Origin of the sequence: Streptomyces sp. MAR4 CNX-425 (genome assembly GCF_048656465.1) — a bacterium.
Lineage (GTDB): Bacteria > Actinomycetota > Actinomycetes > Streptomycetales > Streptomycetaceae > Streptomyces.
Map to the genome: position 1 here is coordinate 1209653 of NZ_JBMDLF010000001.1, position 22966 is coordinate 1232618.

General features: G+C 71.8%; 20 protein-coding genes and 2 tRNA genes. 8 read left to right on the top strand and 14 right to left on the bottom strand.

All coding sequences use genetic code 11. The features are described from left to right. Positions 1-57: 57 nt before the first annotated feature. The 3 genes from ndk to folC form a co-directional block, all read right to left on the bottom strand. Positions 58-471, bottom strand: a complete 414-nt coding sequence (gene ndk / locus ACHZ99_RS05275) for a nucleoside-diphosphate kinase (RefSeq protein ID WP_420303128.1) — start codon at positions 469-471, stop codon at positions 58-60. A 93-nt stretch (positions 472-564) separates the two neighbouring features. Continuing rightward, on the bottom strand, positions 565-939 hold the full coding sequence (locus ACHZ99_RS05280; protein WP_420303129.1) for a DUF4233 domain-containing protein: 375 nt from the start codon (positions 937-939) through the stop codon (positions 565-567). A 78-nt stretch (positions 940-1017) separates the two neighbouring features. Then, positions 1018-2619 carry a bifunctional tetrahydrofolate synthase/dihydrofolate synthase gene (gene folC, locus ACHZ99_RS05285; protein WP_420303130.1) on the bottom strand — a complete coding sequence of 534 codons (1602 nt, stop codon included), beginning with the start codon at positions 2617-2619 and terminating at the stop codon, positions 1018-1020. A 162-nt stretch (positions 2620-2781) separates the two neighbouring features. On the opposite strand from folC, the gene ACHZ99_RS05290 reads away from it, so the two are divergent. Then, positions 2782-3762, top strand: coding sequence for a hydroxyacid dehydrogenase (locus ACHZ99_RS05290; protein WP_420303207.1), 981 nt, complete (start codon positions 2782-2784; stop codon positions 3760-3762). Between the two features lie 51 nt (positions 3763-3813). Here the strand turns inward: ACHZ99_RS05290 and ACHZ99_RS05295 are convergent, their stop codons facing one another. After that, positions 3814-6441 carry a valine--tRNA ligase gene (locus tag ACHZ99_RS05295; RefSeq protein ID WP_420303131.1) on the bottom strand — a complete coding sequence of 876 codons (2628 nt, stop codon included), beginning with the start codon at positions 6439-6441 and terminating at the stop codon, positions 3814-3816. A gap of 176 nt (positions 6442-6617) precedes the next feature. Between ACHZ99_RS05295 and ACHZ99_RS05300 the strand changes: the two genes are divergently transcribed. Then, a complete protein-coding gene (locus ACHZ99_RS05300) occupies positions 6618-7736 on the top strand; it encodes a hypothetical protein (RefSeq protein ID WP_420303132.1) in 1119 nt (372 codons plus the stop codon). An 82-nt stretch (positions 7737-7818) separates the two neighbouring features. Here the strand turns inward: ACHZ99_RS05300 and clpX are convergent, their stop codons facing one another. The 5 genes from clpX to ACHZ99_RS05325 all read right to left on the bottom strand — a co-directional run bounded on the left by clpX (position 7819) and on the right by ACHZ99_RS05325 (position 13010). Continuing rightward, a complete protein-coding gene (gene clpX / locus ACHZ99_RS05305; RefSeq protein ID WP_420303133.1) occupies positions 7819-9111 on the bottom strand; it encodes an ATP-dependent Clp protease ATP-binding subunit ClpX in 1293 nt (430 codons plus the stop codon). Between the two features lie 227 nt (positions 9112-9338). After that, positions 9339-10040, bottom strand: a complete 702-nt coding sequence (locus tag ACHZ99_RS05310; RefSeq protein WP_420303134.1) for an ATP-dependent Clp protease proteolytic subunit — start codon at positions 10038-10040, stop codon at positions 9339-9341. Positions 10041-10177: 137 nt separating this feature from the next. Further along, entirely contained in the window at positions 10178-10780 is a 603-nt protein-coding gene (locus ACHZ99_RS05315; protein WP_420303208.1) for an ATP-dependent Clp protease proteolytic subunit, read from the bottom strand. Between the two features lie 553 nt (positions 10781-11333). Next, positions 11334-12749 (bottom strand): trigger factor, encoded by a 1416-nt coding sequence (tig, locus tag ACHZ99_RS05320; protein ID WP_420303135.1) that lies wholly within the window; start codon positions 12747-12749, stop codon positions 11334-11336. Positions 12750-12936: 187 nt separating this feature from the next. Next, positions 12937-13010, bottom strand: a tRNA-Pro gene (locus ACHZ99_RS05325). Between the two features lie 225 nt (positions 13011-13235). Between ACHZ99_RS05325 and ACHZ99_RS05330 the strand changes: the two genes are divergently transcribed. After that, positions 13236-13306, top strand: a tRNA-Gly gene (locus ACHZ99_RS05330). A 112-nt stretch (positions 13307-13418) separates the two neighbouring features. Here ACHZ99_RS05330 and ACHZ99_RS05335 read toward each other — a convergent pair. Further along, positions 13419-13613: a hypothetical protein gene (locus ACHZ99_RS05335; RefSeq protein WP_420303136.1), complete on the bottom strand. Its 195-nt coding sequence runs from the start codon at positions 13611-13613 to the stop codon at positions 13419-13421. A gap of 620 nt (positions 13614-14233) precedes the next feature. Between ACHZ99_RS05335 and ACHZ99_RS05340 the strand changes: the two genes are divergently transcribed. Further along, a complete protein-coding gene (locus ACHZ99_RS05340) occupies positions 14234-15376 on the top strand; it encodes an acyltransferase family protein (protein WP_420303137.1) in 1143 nt (380 codons plus the stop codon). A 190-nt stretch (positions 15377-15566) separates the two neighbouring features. On the opposite strand, the gene ACHZ99_RS05345 is transcribed toward ACHZ99_RS05340, so the two are convergent. Further along, the gene (locus ACHZ99_RS05345) at positions 15567-16376 is read right to left on the bottom strand and encodes an ABC transporter ATP-binding protein (RefSeq protein ID WP_420303138.1); all 810 of its coding nucleotides are present in this window, start codon (positions 16374-16376) and stop codon (positions 15567-15569) included. A 272-nt stretch (positions 16377-16648) separates the two neighbouring features. Here ACHZ99_RS05345 and ACHZ99_RS05350 point away from each other — a divergent pair, with 272 nt between their 5' ends. Beyond that, positions 16649-17842: a cation:proton antiporter gene (locus ACHZ99_RS05350; protein ID WP_420303139.1), complete on the top strand. Its 1194-nt coding sequence runs from the start codon at positions 16649-16651 to the stop codon at positions 17840-17842. A gap of 72 nt (positions 17843-17914) precedes the next feature. On the opposite strand, the gene ACHZ99_RS05355 is transcribed toward ACHZ99_RS05350, so the two are convergent. The 3 genes from ACHZ99_RS05355 to ACHZ99_RS05365 form a co-directional block, all read right to left on the bottom strand. Next, positions 17915-19057 (bottom strand): PP2C family protein-serine/threonine phosphatase, encoded by a 1143-nt coding sequence (locus tag ACHZ99_RS05355; protein ID WP_420303140.1) that lies wholly within the window; start codon positions 19055-19057, stop codon positions 17915-17917. Positions 19058-19202: 145 nt separating this feature from the next. Further along, the gene (locus ACHZ99_RS05360) at positions 19203-20012 is read right to left on the bottom strand and encodes an Fpg/Nei family DNA glycosylase (RefSeq protein ID WP_420303141.1); all 810 of its coding nucleotides are present in this window, start codon (positions 20010-20012) and stop codon (positions 19203-19205) included. Between the two features lie 38 nt (positions 20013-20050). Next, positions 20051-20536, bottom strand: a complete 486-nt coding sequence (locus tag ACHZ99_RS05365; RefSeq protein ID WP_420303142.1) for a ribose-5-phosphate isomerase — start codon at positions 20534-20536, stop codon at positions 20051-20053. A gap of 101 nt (positions 20537-20637) precedes the next feature. Here ACHZ99_RS05365 and ACHZ99_RS05370 point away from each other — a divergent pair, with 101 nt between their 5' ends. The 3 genes from ACHZ99_RS05370 to ACHZ99_RS05380 all read left to right on the top strand — a co-directional run bounded on the left by ACHZ99_RS05370 (position 20638) and on the right by ACHZ99_RS05380 (position 22944). After that, a complete protein-coding gene (locus tag ACHZ99_RS05370) occupies positions 20638-21051 on the top strand; it encodes a hypothetical protein (RefSeq protein ID WP_420303143.1) in 414 nt (137 codons plus the stop codon). Between the two features lie 154 nt (positions 21052-21205). After that, positions 21206-21871, top strand: a complete 666-nt coding sequence (locus ACHZ99_RS05375) for a hypothetical protein (RefSeq protein ID WP_420303144.1) — start codon at positions 21206-21208, stop codon at positions 21869-21871. Continuing rightward, positions 21859-22944 carry a hypothetical protein gene (locus tag ACHZ99_RS05380; RefSeq protein ID WP_420303145.1) on the top strand — a complete coding sequence of 362 codons (1086 nt, stop codon included), beginning with the start codon at positions 21859-21861 and terminating at the stop codon, positions 22942-22944. Before ACHZ99_RS05375 ends, ACHZ99_RS05380 begins: the two co-directional genes overlap by 13 nt. The last annotated feature ends 22 nt before the right edge of the window (positions 22945-22966 follow it).

Genomic DNA, 22966 nt, shown 5'->3' on the forward strand with positions numbered 1-22966 from the left:
CCGAAAGATCCGGTCGCCTCCGCGGGTGCCGGGCGACGCTGCCGACCTGCGCCGACGTCAGGCCAGCTCGGGGAAGAACAGCTTCAGCTCGCGCGCGGCGGATTCCTCCGAGTCGGAGGCGTGCACGAGGTTTTCGCGGACGACGGTGCCGAAGTCGCCGCGGATGCTGCCGGGCGCGGCGGCGATCGGGTCGGTGGGGCCGGCCAGCGCACGGACGCCCTCGATGACCCGCTCGCCCTCGACGACCAGCGCGACGACGGGACCGGAGGCCATGAACTCCATCAGCGGCTCGTAGAACGGCCGGCCGACGTGCTCGGCGTAGTGCTGCTCCAGGACCGACCGGTCGAGGGTGCGCAGTTCGAGAGCGGCGATCGACCAGCCGGCCTTCCGCTCGATCCGGCCGATGATCTCGCCGACCAGCCCACGGCGTACCGCGTCGGGCTTGAGGAGGACGAGCGTGCGCTGGCTCATGTACGGCTCCTGCGATGTGTTGCTGGACTCGGGGGAGTCCGACCTTACCGGGCGGGCGGCGGACGCTCGCACGCGTCCCGCCGCCGGCCGCCGCTACGCCGGTGCGCCGCCGGTCTCCCCGGCCGCCTCGGCGCCCTCGGCGGCGGCCCGCCGGGCGGCCTTGGCGGCGTCGACGATCCGCCCGTAGTGCACGGACGCCCACCACAGGGCGGCGAAGACCGCGCCCAGGAAGAACATCGACGGCACCACGAAGCCGGACGCGATCAGCGCGGCCTGGAGCCCCCAGCCGACCTCCACGGCGCCGGGGCGGCCGAGCATGCCGCAGACCAGCACGCACAGCACCATGGCGGCGCCGCTGACCCCCCAGATCGTGCCGTCGGACAGGTCCGACTGCCGCATCGCGACGAGCCCCGTCAGGCCGATGACGATGATCTCGCCGACCAGCGTGCTCGCACAGAGCGTGCGCATGCTCGCTCCTCTACCTTGTTCCAGCGGTGACGTGGTGGTGGCGGAACCGGTGACCCGGTGCCGCCAGGGTAGTGCCCGCTACTGCGGGCCCAGCAGCAGCCGGGCCTCTCCGGCGGTGATGACCGAACCCGTGACCAGCACCCCCGCGCCGGCGTACTCGTCCTCCTCCTCCGCCAGGGTAATGGCCGCCTCCAGGGCGTCGTCCAGGCGCGGCTCGACCTGCACCCGCTCGCTGCCGAAGACCTCCACGGCCACCGCCGCCAGCTCGTCCGGGTCCATCGCGCGGCTCGTGGAGTTCCGCGTGACGACGACCTCCGCGAAGATCGGCTCGAACGCCTCCAGCACGCCCCGCACGTCCTTCTCCCGGCTGGTGCCGACGACGCCGATGAGACGGCTGAAACCGAACGCCTCCCGCACCCCCGCCGCCGTCGCCAGCGCGCCGGCCGGGTTGTGCGCGGCGTCGAGGATGACGGTGGGCGAGGTCCGTACGACCTCCAGGCGGCCCGGCGAGGTGACGGTGGCGAACGCGCGCCGGACGCTGTCGGCGTCGAGGCTGCGGGCGTGCTCGGAGCCGACGCCGAAGAACGCCTCCACGGCGGCCAGGGCCACCGCGGCGTTGTGCGCCATGTGCTCGCCGTGCAGCGGCAGGAAGACCTCCGGGTACTCGCCGCCGAGGCCGCGCAGCGTCAGCAGCTGCCCGCCGACCGCGACCTCCCGGCTCAGCACGCCGAACTCCATGCCCTCGCGGGCCACCGTCGCGTCCACCTCGACGGCCCGCTTCAGCAGCACCTGCGCGGCGTCGACGGGCTGCTGGGCCATGATCACGACGGTGCCCGGGCCGCCGCCCGCGGACGTCGCCGTCTTCTTCACGATCCCCGCCTTGTCGGCGGCGATCTCCCCGGGGGTGTCCCCGAGCAGCCGGCTGTGGTCGACGGCGATGGGCGTGACGACGGCGACGGAGGCGTCGACGACGTTCGTGCTGTCCCACGTGCCGCCCAGGCCCACCTCGACCACCGCCACGTCCACCGGCGCCTCCGCGAAGGCGGCGAAGGCCATCGCGGTGAGCATCTCGAAGAACGACAGCGGGTGCTCCTGCCGGGCGTCGACCATCTCCGCGTACGGCTTCAGCTCGCGGTACGTCTCGACGAAGCGCTCGGCGTCGATCGGCGCGCCGTCGATGCCGATGCGCTCCGTGATCGACTGCAGGTGCGGGCTGGTGTAGCGGCCGGTACGCAGCTCGCACGTCACCAGCAGCGCCTCGATCATGCGGGCGGTGGAGGACTTGCCGTTCGTGCCCGTCAGATGGATCGACGGGTACGCGCGCTGCGGCTCGCCGAGGATGTCGAGCAGCGCCCGGATGCGCTCCAGCGACGGGTCGATCCGCGTCTCCGGCCAGCGCGCCAGCAGCTCCGCCTCGGCCTCGCGCAGCGCGCGCGCCACCTCGGGGTCCGCGGGGGGCGCGGGCACGCCGTCCCCGGCGGGCGGGCCCGCCTGGGTGCGCAGCGTGCGGCTGCCGGCCTCGATGACGGCCAGGTCGGGGTCGCGGTCGGTCTCGGTGCCGACGATCTCGTCGAAGGCTGCGTCTTCGGGGTTTTCCGGGGTCTCGGGGACATCCGGGGTGTCCGGGCTGCCGGGGGTCTCGTCCGGGTCGGGACCTGCGGGTTCTTCGCGGGCGCTCACCATGCCAGTCTAGGGTCCCGCTACGACAGATCCCCGCCCGGCGGGGAGGCAGCCACAGCTCCGGATCGCAGACCCGGCACAGGAGGCGACCGCGTGTCCCACAACGACCGGCCCGGCGGCCCGCCCGGCGGCGCCGACCGCCGCCCGCGCACCCTGTTCGCGATGAGCCCCGACGTCCTGCCGCGGCTGTTCGACGCCGCGACGCGGGAGCGGCTCGCGGAGGTCGCCGACGTCGAACCCGGCCCGGCCGCCGCCGACTTCGCCGAGCCGCGGGCCGCCGCCGCGCTCGCCGCCGCCGAGGTGCTCGTCACCTGCTGGGGCTGCCCGCCGCTGGACGACGCGGCGCTCGCCGCGGCGCCGCGGCTGCGGGCCGTCGTGCACGCCGCCGGGTCCGTCAGGCACCACGTCACCCGGGCGGTGTGGCGGCGCGGGATCGCGGTCTCCTCGGCGGCGTGGGCGAACGCGCTGCCGGTGGCGGAGTACACGGTCGCGGCGGTGCTGTTCGCCGGCAAGCGGGTGCTCCAGGTGCGCGAGGAGTACCGGCGGCGGCGCGGCCCGTACGACTGGTACGCGGACCACCCCGGCGCCGGCAACTACCGGCGCACCGTCGGCGTCGTTGGCGCCTCCCTCATCGGGCGGCGGGTGCTGGAGCTGCTGCGGCCGTACGACCTGACGACGCTCGTGTACGACCCGTACGCGGACGACGGCGAGCTGCGCGCCCTCGGCGCCGCGCCCGCCGGTCTCGACGACCTGTGCGCCGCCGCCGACGTCGTCACCGTGCACGCGCCGGAGCTGCCGAGCACCCGGCACCTGATCAGCCGCGCCCGGCTGGCGTCGATGCGCGACGGGGCGACGCTGGTCAACACCGCGCGCGGCTCGCTGGTGGACCAGGAGGCGCTGACGGAGGAGCTGGTCGCGGGGCGGCTGCACGCCGTCGTGGACGTCACCGAGCCGGAGTTCCCGCCGGCCGGCTCACCGCTGTACGACCTGCCGAACGTGCTGCTGACGCCGCACATCGCCGGGTCGCTGGCGGGCGAGCTGCCGCGGCTGGGCCGGGCGGCGGCGGACGAGGTGGCCCGCTACGCCGCGGGGCGGCCCTTCGCGCACCCGGTGCGGCAGGAGACCCTGGACCGCAGCGCGTAGCCGGCGGTACGGGCCCGGGGGCGCCCCCGGGCCCGTACGCCTCCGTACGGGCTACGGCTGCGGCAGCTTCTCCAGCTGGGCGCCGATACGGACGAGGTCCTCCTCGGCCTTCGCCAGCCGGGTGCGGATCTTCGCCACGACGGGCTCCGGCGCCTTGGCGAGAAAGCCCTCGTTGCCGAGCTTGGCCTCCGCCTGCGCCTTCTCCTTCTCGGCGGCGGCCAGGTCCTTCGCCAGCCGCTTGCGCTCGGCCGCCACGTCGATCGTCCCGGACAGGTCCAGCGCGACGGTGGCCCCGGCCACCGGCAGCGACGCGGTGGCGGCGAACTCCCGACCGCCCGCCCCCTCGGGCTGCAACCGGAGCAGCTGCCGCACGGCGGCCTCGTGCGCCTGAAGGCCGGCGCCGGACAGCTCGACCCGGGCGGGCACCCGCTGGCCCGGCTGGAGGCCCTGGTCGGCGCGGAAGCGGCGGACCTCGGTGACGACGTCCTGGAGCTTGACGATCTCCGCCTCGGCCGCCGCGTCCCGGAAGCCGGAGTCCGCGGGCCAGTCGGCGATCACGAGGGACTCGCGGCCCGTCAGCGCCGTCCACAGCGCCTCGGTGACGAACGGGACCACCGGGTGCAGCAGCCGCAGCGTGACGTCCAGCACCTCGCCCAGGACGCGGCGCGAGGCGTCGGCCGCGGGGCCGCCGGCCGCGAACGTCGTCTTGGACAGCTCCACGTACCAGTCGAAGACCTCGTCCCAGGCGAAGTGGAACAGCACGTCGGAGAGCTTCGCGAACTGGAAGTCCTCGTAGAGCGCGTCGACCTCGGCGACGACCGCGCCGAGCCGGGAGAGGATCCAGCGGTCCGTCGTGGACAGCTCGGCCGCCGCGGGCAGCGGGCCCTCGACCGTGGCGCCGTTCATCAGCGCGAAGCGCGTGGCGTTCCACACCTTGTTCGCGAAGTTGCGCGAGCCCTGGACCCAGTCCTCGCCGATCGGCACGTCGGTGCCGGGGTTGGCGCCGCGGGCGAGGGTGAAGCGGACGGCGTCGGAGCCGTACTTGTCCATCCACTCCAGGGGATCCACCGCGTTCCCGAAGGACTTCGACATCTTCTTGCCGAACTGGTCGCGGACCATCCCGTGCAGCGCGATCGTACGGAACGGGATCTCGCCGTCCATCGCGTACAGCCCGAACATCATCATCCGGGCGACCCAGAAGAAGAGGATGTCGTAGCCGGTGACCATGACGGAGTTCGGATAGAACTTCGCCAGGCTCTCGGTCTCCTCCGGCCAGCCCAGCGTGGAGAACGGCCACAGGCCGGACGAGAACCACGTGTCCAGCACGTCGTTGTCCTGCGTCCAGCCCTCGCCGCTCGGCGGCTCGTCGTCCGGGCCGACGCACACCAGCTCGCCGTCCGGGCCGTGCCAGACGGGGATGCGGTGGCCCCACCACAGCTGGCGGGAGATGCACCAGTCGTTGAGGTTGTCGACCCAGCCGAAGTACCGGGACTCCATCTCCTTGGGGTGGATGGCGACCCGGCCGTCGCGCACCGCGTCGCCCGCGGCCTTCGCCAGCGGGCCGACCTTGACCCACCACTGGAGGGACAGCCGCGGCTCGATCGTGGTCTTGCAGCGGGAGCAGTGGCCCACCGAGTGCACATAGGGGCGCTTCTCGGCCACGATCCGGCCGTCGGCGCGCAGCGCGGCGACGATCGCGGAGCGGGCCTCCAGCCGGTCGAGGCCCTGGAAGGGGCCGTGGGCGGTGATCACCGCGTGCTCGTCCATGACCGTGAGCATCGGCAGGTCGTGGCGGCGGCCGATCTCGAAGTCGTTGGGGTCGTGCGCCGGGGTCACCTTCACGGCGCCGGAGCCGAACTCCGGGTCCACGTGCTCGTCGGCGACGACGGGGATGCGGCGGCCGGTGAGCGGCAGCACGATCTCGGTGCCGACGAGGTGGCGGTAGCGCTCGTCGTCCGGGTGGACCGCGACGGCGGTGTCGCCGAGCATCGTCTCCGCGCGCGTGGTGGCCACGACGATGGTCTCCTCGCCCTCGCCGTAGCGGATGGAGACCAGCTCGCCGTCGTCCTCCTGGTACTCCACCTCGATGTCGGAGATCGCGGTGAGGCAGCGGGGGCACCAGTTGATGATGCGCTCGGCGCGGTAGATCAACCCGTCGTCGTAGAGCCGCTTGAAGATGGTCTGGACGGCGCGCGACAGGCCCTCGTCCATGGTGAAGCGGTCCCGGCTCCAGTCGACACCGTCGCCGAGGCGGCGCATCTGGCCGGCGATCTGCCCGCCGGACTCCGCCTTCCACTTCCACACCCGCTCGACGAACGCCTCGCGGCCCAGGTCGTGCCGCGAGAGGCCCTCCTTGGCCAGCTCGCGCTCCACGACGTTCTGCGTGGCGATGCCGGCGTGGTCCATGCCGGGCTGCCACAGCGTCTCGTACCCCTGCATGCGCTTGCGGCGGGTGAGGGCGTCGATCAGCGTGTGCTCGAAGGCGTGGCCGAGGTGGAGGCTGCCGGTGACGTTGGGCGGCGGGATGACGACCGCGTACGGCGGCTTGTCGCTCTTGGCGTCCGCCGCGAAGTAACCGCGCTCTACCCAGCCCTCGTACAGCGAGGTCTCCACCTCGCCGGGCGTGTACTGCGTGGGGAGTTCTGCTGCGCTGCTCTGCGGGTTCTTTGCGTCGGTCACGACGGTAAGTCTAGAGCCGCGCCGCACCCGGCCGCGAACCACTTGTGGACGACGTGCGTCCTTGTGGACAACCGCATGCACCACCGCGCAGCGTGCCGATCACGACCCGAGGAAGCGCGACGCGGCGCGATCCGACAGTATGTGCGGAGCAGTCTTAACTCACGGAGGGGACCGTAATGAGTCACAACCAGCCGCCGCCACCCGGACCCTACGGGGGTGGGGGGCAGCAGCCAGGCCCGTACGGGCAGCCCGGTCCCTACGGCCAGCCGCAGCAGCCCCCACAGCAGCCTGCACAGTCGCCCTACGCCCAGCCCGCGCAGCCCGGCCAGCCCGGTCAGCCCGGCTACGGCTACCCGCAGCAGGGCGGCGGCCAGGGCTACGGCCAGCAGCAGCCCGGTCCGTACGGGCAGCCCGGGGGTTACGGCCAGCAGCAGTCCGGCGGGTACGGCCAGCAGCAGGCGGGGCCGTACGGGCAGCAGCCCGGATACAACCAGGCACCGCCTCCGCAGGGCGGCAACAGCAACAAGACCCTGTACATCGTCATCGCCGCCGTGGTCGCGGTCGCGCTGATCGCCGTCGGCGGGTTCTTCCTGCTCGGCGGCGACGACGAGGACGACGGCAAGAAGGACGAGTCGAAGAACTCGCTGACCGAGGGCAGCAAGGGCGACGACGGCGACAGCGGCGACGGCAGCGGCGACGACGGCGACGACCCGCCCGTCGACAGCGGCGAGAAGTACAAGCTGACCACCCCGCAGACGGTCGCCGGCGAGTACGAGAAGGCCGACGACCTCAGCACCGGCGGACTGTCGTCGAGCGACCTCGACGAGATGGAGTCGATCGGGGTCAGCAACGCGGAGGACGCCGGCGCCGGTTACCGGGTGGGCACCAGCCAGACGGGCAAGATCCTGCAGTTCCAGGGCGTCTACGGCGACATCGAGGACCCGGAGGCGGTCCTGGACGCGTTCTTCGCGTACATGGCCACCGAGGCGGCGGCCGACCCGTCCATGGGCGGCGACAGCGCCGAGCTGGTCGGCAGCCCGGAGGACGTCCAGCCCGAGGGGCTGGAGGAAGGCGCTTCGATGAAGTGCCAGTACGTGAAGTTCTCCACCGACGACGCCAGCGCCCCGGTCGACAGCTTCAACTTCCCGACCTGCGCCTGGGCCGACAGCAGCACCATCGGCTACGTCGCGCTGTCCGACCCGATGCAGATCATCGCCGGCACCGAGACCAGCATCGACGAGGCCGCGACCACCACCGCGGAGGTCCGCGGCGACGTCCGGGTGCCGATCGGCTGAGCCGTACGCCGTACCGCACGACGCGAAGGGGCCGCCCCGGTGGGGCGGCCCCTGTTCGTGCGGTGGGTGTCGTGCGCGCGGCTCAGGCGCTCTCCTGGTGCCGCTGCTCCGGCTCGGCGGTGCGGGAGCGGGGCACCAGCGTCGGGTTGACGTTGGAGTGCACCGCCTCCTCCGTGATGACCACGCGGGCGACGTCCTTGCGGGACGGCACCTCGTACATCACCGACTGCAGCACCTCCTCCATGATGGCGCGCAGCCCGCGGGCGCCGGTGCCGCGGAGGATGGCCTGGTCGGCGATGGCCTCCAGCGCCGGGCGGTCGAAGTCCAGCTCGACGCCGTCGAGTTCGAAGAGGCGCTGGTACTGCTTGACGAGCGCGTTCCGCGGCTCGACGAGGATCTTCAGCAGGGCGGCGCGGTCCAGGTTGTGCACGCTGGTGATGACCGGCAGCCGCCCGATGAACTCGGGGATCATGCCGTACTTCACCAGGTCCTCGGGCATGACCTCCTGGAACGGGTCCTCGTTCTCCAGCTCGCGCTTGGAGCGGATGGTGGCGCCGAAGCCGATGCCCTTGGCGCCCGCCCGGGACTCGATGAGCTTCTCCAGACCGGCGAAGGCGCCGCCGACGATGAACAGCACGTTCGTCGTGTCGATCTGGATGAACTCCTGGTGCGGGTGCTTCCGGCCGCCCTGCGGCGGCACGGAGGCCGTGGTGCCCTCCAGGATCTTCAGCAGCGCCTGCTGCACGCCCTCGCCGGAGACGTCCCGGGTGATCGACGGGTTCTCACTCTTCCGGGCGACCTTGTCGATCTCGTCGATGTAGATGATGCCGGTCTCGGCCTTCTTGACGTCGTAGTCGGCGGCCTGGATCAGCTTCAGCAGGATGTTCTCGACGTCCTCGCCCACGTACCCCGCCTCGGTGAGGGCGGTGGCGTCGGCGATGGCGAAGGGGACGTTGAGCATCCGGGCCAGGGTCTGCGCCAGCAGCGTCTTGCCGGAACCGGTGGGGCCGAGCAGCAGGATGTTGGACTTGGACAGCTCGATGCCGTCCTCGCGGTTCTGCGCCGCGACGCCGTTCTCGCCGGCCTGCACCCGCTTGTAGTGGTTGTAGACCGCGACGGACAGCGCCTTCTTGGCGGCCTCCTGCCCGACGACGTAGCCCTCCAGGAACTCGTAGATCTCGCGGGGCTTGGGCAGTTCCTCCCAGCGCACCTCGGAGCTTTCTGCCAGCTCCTCTTCGATGATCTCGTTACAGAGGTCGATGCACTCGTCGCAGATGTAGACGCCGGGTCCTGCGATGAGCTTCTTGACCTGCTTCTGGCTCTTGCCGCAGAACGAGCATTTCAGCAGATCGCCGCCGTCACCGATGCGTGCCACGAGGTGCTTCCCCTTCGCCTGGGATCCGCTCTTGGGGGGCGGAACCTGGTTGCGTATCGACGGTACCTTGCCCGGAGCCCCGAGCGGTCCCCTTGAGCCCAACTCACTGGTTCGCTTCCAGGGGACCGCTCCGCGGGCGGCCCTGTCCAGAGGACAAGGGCCCGGACGATGGGTCCGGCGCCGCGGACACGGCCGCCCCGGACGGAGCCGGGACCGGCCGCGCGCCGTCAGCCGCCGATGCCGGCGGACATCTTGCGGGTGGAGACGATCTGGTCGATCAGCCCGTACTCCAGCGACTCCTCGGCGGTGAGGATCTTGTCCCGCTCGATGTCGTCCTTGATCTTCTCGATCGGCGTGGTCGAGTGCTTGGCCAGCATCTCCTCCAGCTGGTTACGCATCCGGAAGATCTCCTTCGCGGCGATCTCCAGGTCGGAGACCTGGCCGCGGCCGGTCTCGGTGTACGGCTGGTGGATCAGGATGCGGGCGTTCGGCAGGGCCATGCGCTTGCCCTCGGTGCCGGCGGCCAGCAGCACGGCGGCGGCCGAGGCGGCCTGGCCCATGCAGACGGTCTGGATGTCCGGCTTGACGAACTGCATCGTGTCGTAAATGGCGGTGAGCGCCGTGAAGGAGCCGCCGGGGCTGTTGATGTAGACCGAGATGTCCCGGTCGGGGTCCATCGACTCCAGGCACAGGAGTTGGGCCATCACGTCGTTGGCCGAGGCGTCGTCGATCTGCACGCCGAGGAAGATGACGCGCTCCTCGAAGAGCTTCGCGTACGGGTCGTACTCGCGGATGCCCTGCGAGGTGCGCTCGACGAAGCGCGGGATGACGTAGCGGGACTCGGCGCCCAGCGCACGACTGGCGTCGGCGGCGTCGGCGGCCTCGTCGGCCAGGCGGTCGTAGAGGCCGCGTCCGGGGAAGTTCTGCATCGTGGTGTTCCGTCCTGGTGGCAGTGCGGCTGCGGTGAGAAGGGCTGCGGGGCTGCGGCGTGCCGGGCCGGGGGCCGGGGTCGGGGCGCCGGGGGCCGGGGGCCGGGACCGGTTCCGGGGCTCAGGTGGTCCGGGGCTCAGGCGCCGGTGCCGCCGCCGCCGGGGATGCCCGTGGCCGACGGCATGACCTCGTCGATCAGGCCGTACTCCTTGGCCTCCTCGGCGGAGAACCAGCGGTCGCGGTCGGAGTCGTGGGTGACCTGCTCGACGCTCTGGCCGGTGTGCAGCGCGGTCAGCTCGGCCATCTTCTTCTTCGTACGGATCAGCTGCTCGGCGTGGATCTTGATGTCCGTCGCCGAGCCGGCCAGGCCGGCGGAGGGCTGGTGGATCAGGATCTCGGCGTTCGGCAGCGCGAAGCGCTTGCCGGGGGTGCCGGCGCTGAGCAGGAACTGACCCATCGAAGCCGCGAGACCCAGGGCGATGGTGACGATGTCGTTCTTGATGAACTGCATCGTGTCGTAGATCGCCATGCCGGCGGTCACGGAGCCGCCCGGGCTGTTGACGTAGAGGTTGATGTCCTTGTCCGGGTCGGCGGCGAGGAGAAGCAGCTGCGCCGTGATCTTGTTGGCGATGTCGTCGTCGACCGGCTGGCCCAGGAAGATGATGCGCTCGTTGAGCAGCCGGTTGTAGACCTGGTCGCCAAGGCCGCCGAAGGACGGCTCGCCCGGCCCGGAAAGCATCGGGTTCGTCACGTGTCCACCTGCTCACTCTGCGACGGCCGCCAGTGGCCGTCTGACTGTACGTTCCTGACTTGCCTGACTTGCTAATGGACCCTAACGCGCAGGTAGGCGGGCGCCATCCCGGTTCCGGAACTGTTCGCTGTGAGCGCAGGCCCTCCGGGCGGGGCGGCGGGGCGCGGGTGCCCTGCGCGGGCGGCGGATGCCGGAGGACGAGGAGACACGAAGCCGCGCAGGCGACGTGGGCTGCCACAACGCGGCGCGGCCACCAACGAGCCCTCCGGGCGGGGCGCCCGCCGCCGCACACGGCCACCAAGCGTCACCACGTGGGCCTGCACGGGCAGCCGGTAGCCCGGCGGAGCCGCCACCGGGCCGCCGGAGACGGCGAAAGCCGGGCGCGTGCGGTCGTCGGGCGCGCCTGGGGCGCGCGTCGGGGGCGTGGGCGGGGCCCACCGCGCCGGTCCGGCCGCCCGCCAGGGCGCCCCGCACGCCTCCCGCGAACGCCGCCGGGCCCCGCCGCACGTGCGGCGGGGCCCGGCGGGGTGGTCACCCGGCCTCAGGCGCCGGCCTTCTCGGACGGCTCCGCCTCGTCGCCGTCCGCCCCGGCCGCCTCGTCCGCCGTCTCCTCGGCGGCAGGCGTCACCGTCTCGGCCGTCTCGTCCTCGTCCGACAGGTCCACGGCCTCGCCGTTCGTGTCGGTGACCGTCGCGGCCTCGACCACGACCGCCAGCGCCTTGCCGCGGGCGACCTCGCCCACCAGCACCGGCACCTGGCCGCCCTCGACGACCGCCTGCGCGAACTGGTCCGGGCTCATGCCCGACGACTGCGCCCGGCGCATCAGGTGCTCGGTCAGCTCCTCCTGGCCGACGTTCACCTGCTCCTTGCCCACCAGCTCGTCCAGGACGAACTGCGTGCGGATGCCGCGCTCCGCCTGCTCCTTCAGCTCCGCGTCGTGCTCCTCGGCGGTCTTCTCCTGGAGCTTCAGGTAGCCCTCCAGGTTCATCCCCATCTGGGCCAGCTGGTGGTTCTCCAGGTTGTGCTTGCGGGTGGAGATCTCCTCCTCCAGCAGCTTCTCCGGCACCGGGATCTCGACCATGCCCAGCAGCTCGTCCAGCACCTTCTCCTGGGCCTGCTGCGCCTGGTCGTACTTCTTCATCTGCTCCAGCCGCTTGCGGCTGTCCGCCCGCATCTCCTCCAGCGTGTCGAACTCGCTGGCCATCTGGGCGAACTCGTCGTCCAGCTCCGGCAGCTCGCGCTCGGCGACCTGCGTGACCTCGACCTTGACCTGCGCCTCGCGGCCGGCCGCCGAGCCGCCCTTCAGCTCGGACGCGAACGTCGCCGAGCCGCCGGCCTCCAGGCCGGTCACGGCCTCGTCGATGCCGTCCAGCAGCTCGCCGGAGCCGATGGTGTACGACACGCCGCTGGCGACACCGTCCTCCAGGACCTCGCCGTCGACGCTCGCCTCCAGGTCGAGGGTGACGACGTCGCCCTCCGCCGCGGCCCGCTCCACCGGCGTGCTGGAGGCGAAGCGCTCGCGCAGCTGCTCGACCGACTTGTCGACGTCCTCCTCCGGCACCTCGATGGCGTCGACCTCGACGCTGATGCCCGAGTAGTCCGGGATCTCGAACTCGGGACGGATGTCCACCTCGGCGGTGAAGGTGAGCGTCTCGTTGTCCTTCAGCTCGGTGATGTCGACCTCGGGCCGGCCCAGCGGCTTGAGGTCGCCCTCGTTGACGGCGTCCTCGTAGAGCTTCGGCAGCGCGTCGTTGACGGCCTCCTCCAGGACGGCGCCGCGACCGAACCGCTGGTCGATGATGCGGGCCGGGATCTTGCCCTTGCGGAAGCCCGGCACGGTGACCTGCTGGTTGATCTTCTTGTACGCCGCGTCGAGGCTGGGCTTGAGCTCCTCGAAGGGCACCTCGACAGTGAGCCGAACCCGGGTCGGGTTCAGGGTCTCCACGGCGCTCTTCACGGTCGGTCTCCTTGGGATGGCGTCTGGGAAGTGCTGTACTTCTTCTGGACTTCTTGGTGGCTGCGTCCGGGCTTCGGCCGAAGCTTGGAGCGGCCCGGTCCAGGCACGCAGGAACGCAGCTTGCATAGTACCGGTGCCGGGTCCACTCCCCATAAAGGGACCTTCGCGCCGAAGGTCCCCGCCGCGGTCGGGGTGGCCGGATTCGAACCGACGACCTTCCGCTCCCAAAGCGGACGCGCTACCAAGCTGCGCCACACCCCGCTGGTGCGAGCAGTAGGGTACATGCCCGCGCTGTCGCGCCGCCGCCGATTACGTCCCTGGTGACACCGTACGCGGCCCGTACGCGGGCCCGTCCGCGGCCCCGTGCGCCACGCGGTACACCACGCGCGCGTGCACGTGCGCCCCCGCGCCTGCCGGAAGCGGCGTGCGGGACAGGGGGCGCAGCGGCTACCATGCGGGGCGTGCCGCCCGTGCGGGGCGGCGCCTGCGGGTGTAGCTCAATGGTAGAGCTCCAGCCTTCCAAGCTGGCTACGCGGGTTCGATTCCCGTCACCCGCTCGGTGAGAGGACGGCCGGGATCGCGGCCGCGCCGCGTCGCTCGCGACGGGCGCGTGCCGGGGTCCCGGCCGTTGTCGTGCGCACGGCGGCCGGGCCGCCCCCGAGGGGGCGGTCAGGTGCCGATGTCGCTGATGCTCCGGGTTATCTCGTCGAGTGCGTCGTTGATGTCCGGAGCCGCGCTGCTGGACGCCAGGAAGAAGCCGAAGAGCACGGCAACGATCGCCGGACCTATCTTGACCGAGCCGCCACGAATCAGCACGACCAGGATGATCCCCATCAGCAGCACCATGGACAGTGAGATAGCCACGCCCTGATCACCCCTAGGTTCTCGTTCACCCGCCCAGGGCACCCGCCGCCCGCACACCCCGGTGGATCCATCGTGCCACCATCGGGTGCGCGAGGGTGCGTGGGATGCCCAACTGGCTGATATCTCGCGCCCCTTACACCGATGTGCGCTCCGGGCGCACGCGGGCGTGCCGCAGGCGGGCCGCCCACGGCCGCCGCGCCGGTGACGCGCCCACGCGGTCCATCCCCGGCGGCGGGCGGCGGGAAACCGCCGGGGAATCCGAATTCCACGATCGAGCGCCCCGATATACGCAATGAGCGGTGCGCCCAGCGGCGTTCCGGCCGTCGCAATTCCCCTTTCACACCCCGTGTGAACGAATCGAAACTGGCCAAAAGAAGACCGGCGAGCACTCGGGCGTTCCGTCCAATTATGTCCGGTTCATTCAGGACAAAACTGGCATACCGTGATGACCGCTGACCGCTCCACCCGCGGCCGATGATCAGGAAATCGCCGATGCCGACGACAAATTTACGGGCCGGACACCCGGACGCTATCGTGCCGACGATGTTCCGATCCCCCCACGACTCACACCCGCCGATGCACTTCCGGGTTCCGCCGCCTGACTCGCACCAGGAGGCCCCGTGACCCGCCCGACGCAGACCGGGGCCGGTCCGGCCGGCGACTCCGGCAAGCCGCAGACCCGCGACCCCTTCTTCGACAACGCGAAGTATCTGGCCATCGTGCTGGTCGGACTCGGCCACGCCTGGGAGCCGTTGCGCGACGACAGCCGCGCCGCGTCCGCGCTCTACATGCTCGTCTACTCCTTCCACATGCCGGCGTTCATCCTCATCTCCGGCTACATGTCACGGTCGTTCGACCTCGGCCGCCCCGGGCGCGTACAGCGGCTGGTCACCGGGGTGCTCGTGCCGTACGTGATCTTCGAGACCGCCTACACGTTCTTCTACCGCTGGGCGGGCGACGTCCCCGACTACCGCATCAGCATCCTCGACCCGTGGTACCTGACGTGGTTCCTCATCGCGCTGTTCGTCTGGCGGATGACGACACCGCTGTGGCGGGCGGTGCGCTGGCCCGTACCGCTGGCGCTGGTCATCGCCACCGCCGCGTCCATGAGCGACACCGTCGGCAACGACCTCGACCTCCAGCGGGTGCTGCAGTTCATGCCCTTCTTCGTGCTGGGGCTGATGCTCCGGCCCGAGCACTTCCAGCTGGTACGGCGGCGCGAGGTGCGGCTGCTGTCCCTGCCCGTGGGCCTGGCGGCGGCCGCGGTCGCCTACTGGGCGGTGCCGCGGATGAACGCCGGCTGGTTCTACCACCGCGACTCCGCGCAGGAGTTGCAGGCGCCGCTGTGGTCCGGGCCGGCGATGACGTTCGCGATGTTCGGCTGCGCGCTGGTGCTCACGGCGTGCTTCCTGGCCTGGGTGCCGCGGCGCACGATGTGGTTCACGGTGCTCGGCGCCGGGACCCTCTACGGCTACCTGCTGCACGGGTTCCTCGCCAAGGGCGCCCGCTTCTGGGGCTGGTACGACAACGACTTCGCGCACACACCCCTCGGCGCCCTCGCGGTGACGGCGATCGCCGGCGTGGTGATCACCGTGCTCTGCACCCCGCCGGTACGGCGGATGTTCCGGTGGGCGATGGAGCCGAAGATGGACTGGCTGTTCACGTCGGACGCGGAGGCCCGTCGCGGCCGCTCGGCCCGGACGCGGCCGGCGGCGGAGCAGGGGTACGCCCCGGAGCGGGAGCGGGCGACCGCCGACCGCTGAACCCCGGCCCGGGCCGCCGCCTCCCCCGCGGAGAGCGGCGGCCCGGGCCGTACGGCGTCCGGCGGGGAGGCGCGTACGGGATCCGCCGCGAGGTCCGGTACGAGGTCCGTACGACCGGCGCCCCCCGCGGGTTCCGCGGACGACCCGCGCCCCCGTCCCCGAGGCCCCCGCGGCGCCCGCGCCACCCCGCTCACGCCGCCGTGCCGGCCTCCCGCCGCGCGTCCCGCGGGTCCAGCGCCGCCATCCGCGCCGCCACCTCCGCCGCCGACGGCCGCGACAGGCTGCCCGCCAGCGCGCCGTCCGCCAGGAACAGCGCCACGTCGGCGTACGACGCCGCGACCGGATCGTGCGTGACCATCACCACCGTCGCGCCCAGCTCATCCACCGCCCGCCGCAGCAGCGCCAGGATCTCCGCCGCCGTGCGCGTGTCCAGCGCCCCCGTCGGCTCGTCCGCGAAGATCACGTCCGGCCGGGTGACCAGCGCCCGGGCGATCGCCACCCGCTGCTGCTGGCCGCCGGACAGCTCCGCCGGCCGCCGCCGGCCGTGCTCCGTCAGCCCGACCGCCGCCAGCACCCCGCCCGCCCGGCGGCGGTCGGCGCGCAGGCCGGCGAGCCGCATCGGCAGCAGGACGTTCTGCTCGACCGTCAGCGACGGCAGCAGGTTGAACGCCTGGAAGACGAACCCGAGGCGGCTGCGGCGCAGCTCGGTGAGCTTGTTCTCGCCGAGCCCGGTCAGCTCCGTACCGCCGAGGACCACCGAGCCCGCCGTGGGCCGGTCGAGGCCCGCGGCGCACTGGAGCAGCGTCGACTTGCCGGAGCCGGAGGGGCCCATGACGGCGGTGTACGTGCCCCGCGGGAGGGTGAGGTCGACGCCGCGCAGGGCGTGGACGGCGCCCGTGCCGCGGCCGTAGCGCCGCTCGACGCCGCGTAGTTCGACGGCGTGGCCGGGGGCGGCGGGCGCCCCGCCGTCCTGCCGCTGTCCGCTGCTCCGACGCCGCATGCCGTCCGCCCTTCGCCCGTGTTCGCGCGGTGATCGCGCCGTGGTCGTGCCGTGGCCGTGCCGTGTTCGTCGTCTTTCGACGCTACGGAGCGGCCCGGCCCGCGGCCATGGCGGCCGCTGGCGGACGGAGGGTGGGGATAACCCGATGGCTGGACCGCCTAATAATTGCCCTAACAACTATAAGGTAAAGTAAGTAAAGGGCTCAGGTCCCGGAACGGCCGTCCCCACGACCCCGGGAGGAACCCATCGGACACGAAGAAACCCTGATCGCCATGGGCGGCGCCTTCATGGCGGCCGCCATCCTCGCCCGCATCGGCAGCCGCATCGGGCTGCCCACCATCCCGCTCTTCATCCTCGCCGGCATCCTGCTCGGCCCGAACACCCCCGGCCTCGTCCTGGTCGAAGACCCGCACGACCTGGAGATGCTCACCGCCCTCGGCCTCGTCCTGCTGCTGTTCTACCTCGGCCTCGAATTCCACCTGGACGACCTGAAGTCGGGCGGCCGCCGCATGGCCCTGGCCGGCGGCAGCTACCTCCTGCTCAACGTCGGGGCCGGACTCGGCTTCGGGTTCGCGCTCGGCTGGGGCACCTCCGAGGCGCTGGTGCTCGCCGGCGTGCTGGGCATCTCGTCCTCCGCGATCGTCACCAAGATCCTCGTCGACCTGGGCCGGATCGGAAACGGCGAGACGAAACCCATCCTCGGCATCATCGTGGTCGAGGACATCTTCCTCGCCCTCTACCTGGCCGTTCTCCAGCCCGTGCTCTCCGGCGCGGAAGGCCCCGGCGAAGCCGCCCTCCAGGCCGGCAAAGCGCTGGCGTTCCTGCTGGTCCTGGCCACTCTCGCGCGCTACGGCACCAGGGTCGTCGGCCGGCTCTTCGACACCCGCGACAACGAGCTGCTGGTCATCTCCTTCCTCGGCGCCGCGGTGCTGGTCGCCGGGATCTCCGAGTGGTTCGGGGTGGCGGACGCCATCGGCGCGTTCATGGTCGGCCTGATGCTCGGCAGCACGACGTCCGCGGAGCGGATCCGTACGCTCGTACACCCGCTGCGGGACGCCTTCGGCGCCCTCTTCTTCTTCGGCTTCGGGCTCTCCATCGACCCGGGCGACCTGCCCTCGGTCGCGGCCCCCGTGGCCCTCGCGGTGGTCCTGACGATCGTGATGAACGTGACCGCCGGCCTCGCCGCCGCGAAGCTGTACGGGTTCGGGGCGCTGCCCGCGTCGAACATCGCGCTGACGCTGCTCGCCCGCGGCGAGTTCGCGCTGATCCTGGCCACCATGGCGGCCACCGCCGGGCTCGACCGGCGGCTGTCGCCGTTCATCGCCGGATACGTGCTGGTCCTCGCCGTGCTCGGGCCGCTGGCCGCCGGCCGGTCGCACTGGCTGGCCCGCGTCCTCCCCGGACGCAAACCGCCCCGGGGCGGCACCCCGCTGGAGCCCGCGCCGGAGCCGGCCGCGGCCGGCTGACCCGCGGGGGCCGGGGCGTACGCGCACGACGGCGACGCGCGAGCGCCCCGGCCCCGCCGTGCCGCCGACGGGTCACTCCCGGCAGATCAGCAGCAGCGCCCGGTCGTCCTTGACGTCCTTCGCGACCTTCTCGATGAGATGCCACGCCGCGCCGCGGAACGTGCTCGACGCGTACTGGTCCGCCTCGCCTATCAGCCGGTCCATGCCCTCCGTCAGATCCCGGTCCGGCGCCTCGACCAGGCCGTCCGAGAACAGCATCAGCACGTCCCCGCGGCGCAGCGTCCCCTTCAGCGGATCGAACTGCGCGCCCTCCACCACGCCGAGCAGCGGGCCCTCCGCGCCCTTCTCCTCCCAGCGCCCGGTGCCCGCGCTGAGCTGCACGCCCGGCACGTGCCCCGCCGAGAACAGCTCGTAGTCCCCGGACTCCAGGTCCAGCACCAGGTGCACGGAGGTGGCGAAGCCCTCCTCCCACTCCTGGCGCAGCAGGTAGCCGTTGGCGGCGGGCAGGAAGTCGTGCGGCGGCAGCGAGCCGAGCAGCCCGCCGAAGGCGCCGGACAGCAGCAGCGCCCGCGACCCCGCCGACATCCCCTTGCCGGACACGTCGGTGAGCACGGCCTCCAGGATGTGCCCGTCGTGGGTGCGGGTGGCGACGACGAAGTCGCCGGAGAACGACTGGCCGCCGGCCGGGCGCAGCGACATCTCCGCGTGCCAGCCGCGCGGCAGCCGCGGCAGCTTGCTCTGCACCCGGATCCGCTCACGCAGGTCGAAGAGCATCGTGCCGCCGCGCCGCCACGGCACGCCCACGCGGCTGCGGAACTGCGCGACGGTCAGGCCCGTCAGGCCCACCGAGGCGATCACCAGCACGTCGCCCGGCGTCACCCGGGCCGCCCCTTCCGCGTACGGGCCGAGGACCACCGCCTCCACGATGAGCGCGGTGGCGGAGGCGGCGTACAGCGCGAGGAGGCTGGCCGGCCGCAGCACCAGGCCGCCGACGAAGATCGGCAGCACCAGCGCGGCCGGCGAGATCCAGGCGGGCGAGAGGACGGTGCCCGCCGCGAGCGCGGGGATCGTCAGCAGCAGGACACCCAGGGCGATCCAGTCGGAGCCCTCACCGCGGAAGTAGTCGACACCGGCCCTGCGCACACCGACCCGGGCCCGGTGCAGCGCCTTGTGCCACCGGGCCGCTTGCGAGGCGGAACCCGCACCTCCGGCCATGCCCCGGGACCCTATCCACCCGCCGCGCCGGGCGTCGATTCACGGCGTGCCGACCGCACCCTTCGGGCGGCACTGCCGGAATCGTATGCGAATTTCCCGCGATTGGAACGAAGGTGTGCCTGCGCAGACGCAGTTGGGACGAGGGTCACGTGGGCTGGCACGTGGGGCACCAGAAGAGGTTGCGGGCGGCGAGGACAGCGGTGCGCACCTCGGTGCCGCAGAGGTGGCAGAGCTGCCCGGCCCGGCGGTATACGTACACCTCGCTGCCGTGCCGGTCGACGCGCGGCGGGCGGCCCATCGCCTCGGGGAGATGCTCGGGCCGTACGGTGTCGATGCGCCCGGTGCGTACGCCCTCGCGCATCAGCGCCGCAAGGTCCGCCCAGACCGCGTCCCAGGCGGCACGGCCGAGATCACGGCCCGCGCGATACGGGTCGATGCCGTGCCGGAAGAGGACCTCGGTGCGGTAGATGTTGCCGACGCCGGAGATCACCCGCTGGTCCATGAGCAGCGTGGCGACGGGCGCCCGGCTGCGCGATATCCGCGCCCAGCACCCCTCGCCGTCGTCGCCGGCGCGCAGCGGATCGTCACCCAGCCGCGCGTGCACGGCGTCCTTCTCCTCCTCGGTGACCAGCTCGCACGCCGACGGGCCCCGCAGGTCGGCGTAGCCGGCGCCGGTCGCCAGCCGCAGCCGCACGGCGCCGACGGGCGCGGGCGCGGGGCCGTCGCCGAAGCCGACCTTGCCGTAGATCCCGAGGTGGACGTGGAGGTGGCCGACCGGCCCGAAGCCGAGGAACAGGTGCTTGCCGTGCGCGTCGGTGCCGGTCATCCGGCAGCCGTCGATCAGCGCGGCCCCGTCGGCGAACTTGCCCTGCGGACTGTCCGCCCGCACCGCCCGCCCGCCGAAACGGACGCCGTACTCGACGGCCAGCCGGTGGATCGTGTGCCCCTCAGGCATACGCCCTCGCTTCCGGAGTCGCTACGGCTTTCGGGTCGCTACGGCTGCGGGTGGTGCGCCGGCACGTCGGGGAGCCTGCCGCTCCGCTCGTACGCGCTGAGCATGTCGACGCGCCGCTGGTGGCGCTCCTCCCCGGCGTACGGGGTGGCGAGGAACACCTCGACGAAGCTCGTCGCCTCGTCGCGCGTGTGCATGCGCGCGCCGACGCCGACGACGTTGGCGTCGTTGTGCTCACGCGCCAGCCGCGCCGTCTCCTCGCTCCACGCCAGCGCGGCCCGCACACCCGCCACCTTGTTGGCGGCGATCTGCTCGCCGTTACCGGACCCGCCGATGACGACGGCGACACTGCCGGGGTCGGCGGCGGCGCGTTCGGCGGCGCGGAGGCAGAACGGCGGGTAGTCGTCGTCGGCGTCGTAGATCAGCGGCCCGCAGTCGACGGGCTCGTGCCCGTGCTCGCGGAGCCAGTCGAGAAGGTGGTTCTTGAGTTCGTATCCGGCATGGTCACTGCCGAGGTACACGCGCATGCCCGGATTCTACGGTCCCCCCGGCCCCCGGGGACTCGCGGCCCGGGGAGTGAGTAGGCGTACTCACGACAGCCGGCACCGCGGTGCGGAGACTGGTGCTCATGATGGCCCACTTCGGAGTGTGGCGTGCCGCCAAAGGCGCCGTGGTCACCGTGCTCACGGTATGGGTGTGCGCACGCATCCTGGTCAGAGGCTTCGACATCGTCAGGGAGCGCGGCACGGGGGGTCTCGACTTCACCCCGTGGGTCGCTATGGCCATCAGCCTCGTGGTCATGCCGATCATGCTGTGGGCCGGGATGCGGCTGCTCGGAGAGCGGCGGAACGGTTCGCTGGCCTGGTTGACGACGTGCACCTGGCTGTTCGTGGGCGGGTACCTCTTCGACACCCTGGACCGCGTGGATGCGCACGTCCCGGTGCTCGTACTGATCGGTTACGCGGCCTGGGGAGCCTGTGTCGCATGGTGCACCACGCTGGTCCCCGGCAACCCGGCCCAGGCGACGCCGGCCCGTGGCTGAAAGCCGCCCGCAGCCGGCGGCGGGCTGTGTTCGGTGTGGGGCGTGGGGCTTCGGTGAAGCGGCGACAACGAGCCAACGAAGGCGCTGGCGAAACCGCGCGTCCCACGGATAGCGTCTTCTACCGGTAGTGATCTGTCTCCTACAGGGAGTTGACGTGAGACGCCGACGCACCCTCCCCGCCGCCCTGGCGGCCTTAGCCGCCACGAGCCTGCTGCTGACAGCCTGCGGCTCGGACGACGAGGGCGGGGGTGACGACGAGAAGATCAAGGGCGCGGACGACGCCTCGTCGGCACCGCCGTCACCGTCGCCCGAGGAGAGCGAACCGGCGGCGGACCGCCCGGAGATCCAGCTCCCCTCGTACGCGAAGGTCACGTTCGAGGAATCGGAAACGGGCGATCCGGTCAAGGACGCCGTACTTCATGACAACGCGCAGCTGGTCTACGCCGTGGAAGACGCCATCCTGAAGGGCGAACTGACCACGCCCGCCCTCACGTTCTACAACGCCGGGCCGTCGCTGGCCGGCTCGAAGAAGTTCATCAAAGAATGGGTCGATGCCGGCGACAAGTGGGCGGGCACGATCCGGTACTACGACAGAGAAGTCACCGTGAAGGACGACCGCACCGCGTCGGTCGTCTCCTGCGCCGACGAGAACGAGTCGTGGATCACCAAGAACCCCGAGTCGGGGAAGAAGCCGGACGACCACGCTCCCAGCGCGGACAACTACGTGATGTACAACACCCTGCTGGAGAAGAACGACGCGGGAGTGTGGGTCACGACCCGCATGGTCTCCGAGAGGGGAGCGGATCGGTGCCAGCCCTGACGAACTTACCCCGGGCCGCCGTCGTCGTGACCGTGGCAAGCAGCCTCTTATGGGCCACGGGGAGCGCGTACGCGAACCCCGACGAAGGCGGCCGAGGTGACCACGGCTCCAACGAAGAGGCGCCCGCACCTTCCGACGATGTCGGAGGCGGCTCCGACAGCAACGGAAACCTGCACGCCCAGGTCGAGATCGTGTGGGACGAGACCCGCAACGGCCCCGGCGGCGACGGCGGCGGAGCCGTCACCCCGGTGAGCGACTGGGAACCACCCCCCTGCTGGTACGCCCCCGCCTACCACCCCGCCAAGTTCGAGGAACTGGCCCGGCGTGTGTGGTTCGCAATGGTCCACGACCCCGACGGACAGGAACTCGCCTCCGAGTTCATGGACAAATACGCGGACGGCAACCCGTACCACGACTTCAACAATGCCAAAGCCGGCGAAGGCTACTGGTGGGACGACTTCTACGACGACAGCCGCAAAGACGATCCGGCGATCTTCAACTGCACCGACCCCTGGTTCTGGGTCGACACCGGTGAACCACCCCCCGTCGAGAACGACAACGCCATCACCTCCGAGATCCTGGCCGAACTCGCCTACGACCGGATCCGCATCCCCCGCGACGAAGCCACCCTCCGCCCCGAAGCGGCCGACCAGAAGGTCAACCTCCCCACCTGGGTCTGGCTCGACGAAGGCACCTTCCACCCCGTGTCGGTCAGCGCCTCCATCCCCGAGATCGGCCTGGAGGCCACCACCACCGCCCGCCCCGTGGGCCTGCGCATCGACCCCGGCACAGAAGACGCCGAGTTACACCCGGAAAGCGGCGTCTGCCGCATCAACGACGACGGCTCCATCGGCACCCCGTACACCGCCGCCCGCTCCGAGGAGACACCCCCCTGCGGCCTGACGTACCTCCGCTCCACCGAAAGCACCGGCCCCTACGAACTCACGGCCACCGTCACCTGGGAAATCAGCTGGACCGGCACCGGCCAGACCGAACCCGTCCGCCTGCCCGACGGAGTCTTCAACACCACCACCGAAGTCGACGTCGCCGAGATCCAGACCGTCGTCCGCTGACGACCCGCAAACGGGAGAGCCC

What these genes read in the sequence shown, in the direction of transcription:
- ndk (WP_420303128.1), bottom strand. Translation starts at nt 471, where the DNA reads ATGAGCCAGCGCACGCTCGTCCTCCTCAAGCCCGACGCGGTACGCCGT.
- ACHZ99_RS05280 (WP_420303129.1), bottom strand. Translation starts at nt 939, where the DNA reads ATGCGCACGCTCTGTGCGAGCACGCTGGTCGGCGAGATCATCGTCATC.
- ACHZ99_RS05290 (WP_420303207.1), top strand. Translation starts at nt 2,782, where the DNA reads ATGAGCCCCGACGTCCTGCCGCGGCTGTTCGACGCCGCGACGCGGGAG.
- ACHZ99_RS05300 (WP_420303132.1), top strand. Translation starts at nt 6,618, where the DNA reads ATGAGTCACAACCAGCCGCCGCCACCCGGACCCTACGGGGGTGGGGGG.
- ACHZ99_RS05310 (WP_420303134.1), bottom strand. Translation starts at nt 10,040, where the DNA reads ATGCAGAACTTCCCCGGACGCGGCCTCTACGACCGCCTGGCCGACGAG.
- ACHZ99_RS05315 (WP_420303208.1), bottom strand. Translation starts at nt 10,780, where the DNA reads ATGCTTTCCGGGCCGGGCGAGCCGTCCTTCGGCGGCCTTGGCGACCAG.
- ACHZ99_RS05345 (WP_420303138.1), bottom strand. Translation starts at nt 16,376, where the DNA reads ATGCGGCGTCGGAGCAGCGGACAGCGGCAGGACGGCGGGGCGCCCGCC.
- ACHZ99_RS05350 (WP_420303139.1), top strand. Translation starts at nt 16,649, where the DNA reads ATGGGCGGCGCCTTCATGGCGGCCGCCATCCTCGCCCGCATCGGCAGC.
- ACHZ99_RS05355 (WP_420303140.1), bottom strand. Translation starts at nt 19,057, where the DNA reads ATGGCCGGAGGTGCGGGTTCCGCCTCGCAAGCGGCCCGGTGGCACAAG.
- ACHZ99_RS05360 (WP_420303141.1), bottom strand. Translation starts at nt 20,012, where the DNA reads ATGCCTGAGGGGCACACGATCCACCGGCTGGCCGTCGAGTACGGCGTC.
- ACHZ99_RS05365 (WP_420303142.1), bottom strand. Translation starts at nt 20,536, where the DNA reads ATGCGCGTGTACCTCGGCAGTGACCATGCCGGATACGAACTCAAGAAC.
- ACHZ99_RS05370 (WP_420303143.1), top strand. Translation starts at nt 20,638, where the DNA reads ATGATGGCCCACTTCGGAGTGTGGCGTGCCGCCAAAGGCGCCGTGGTC.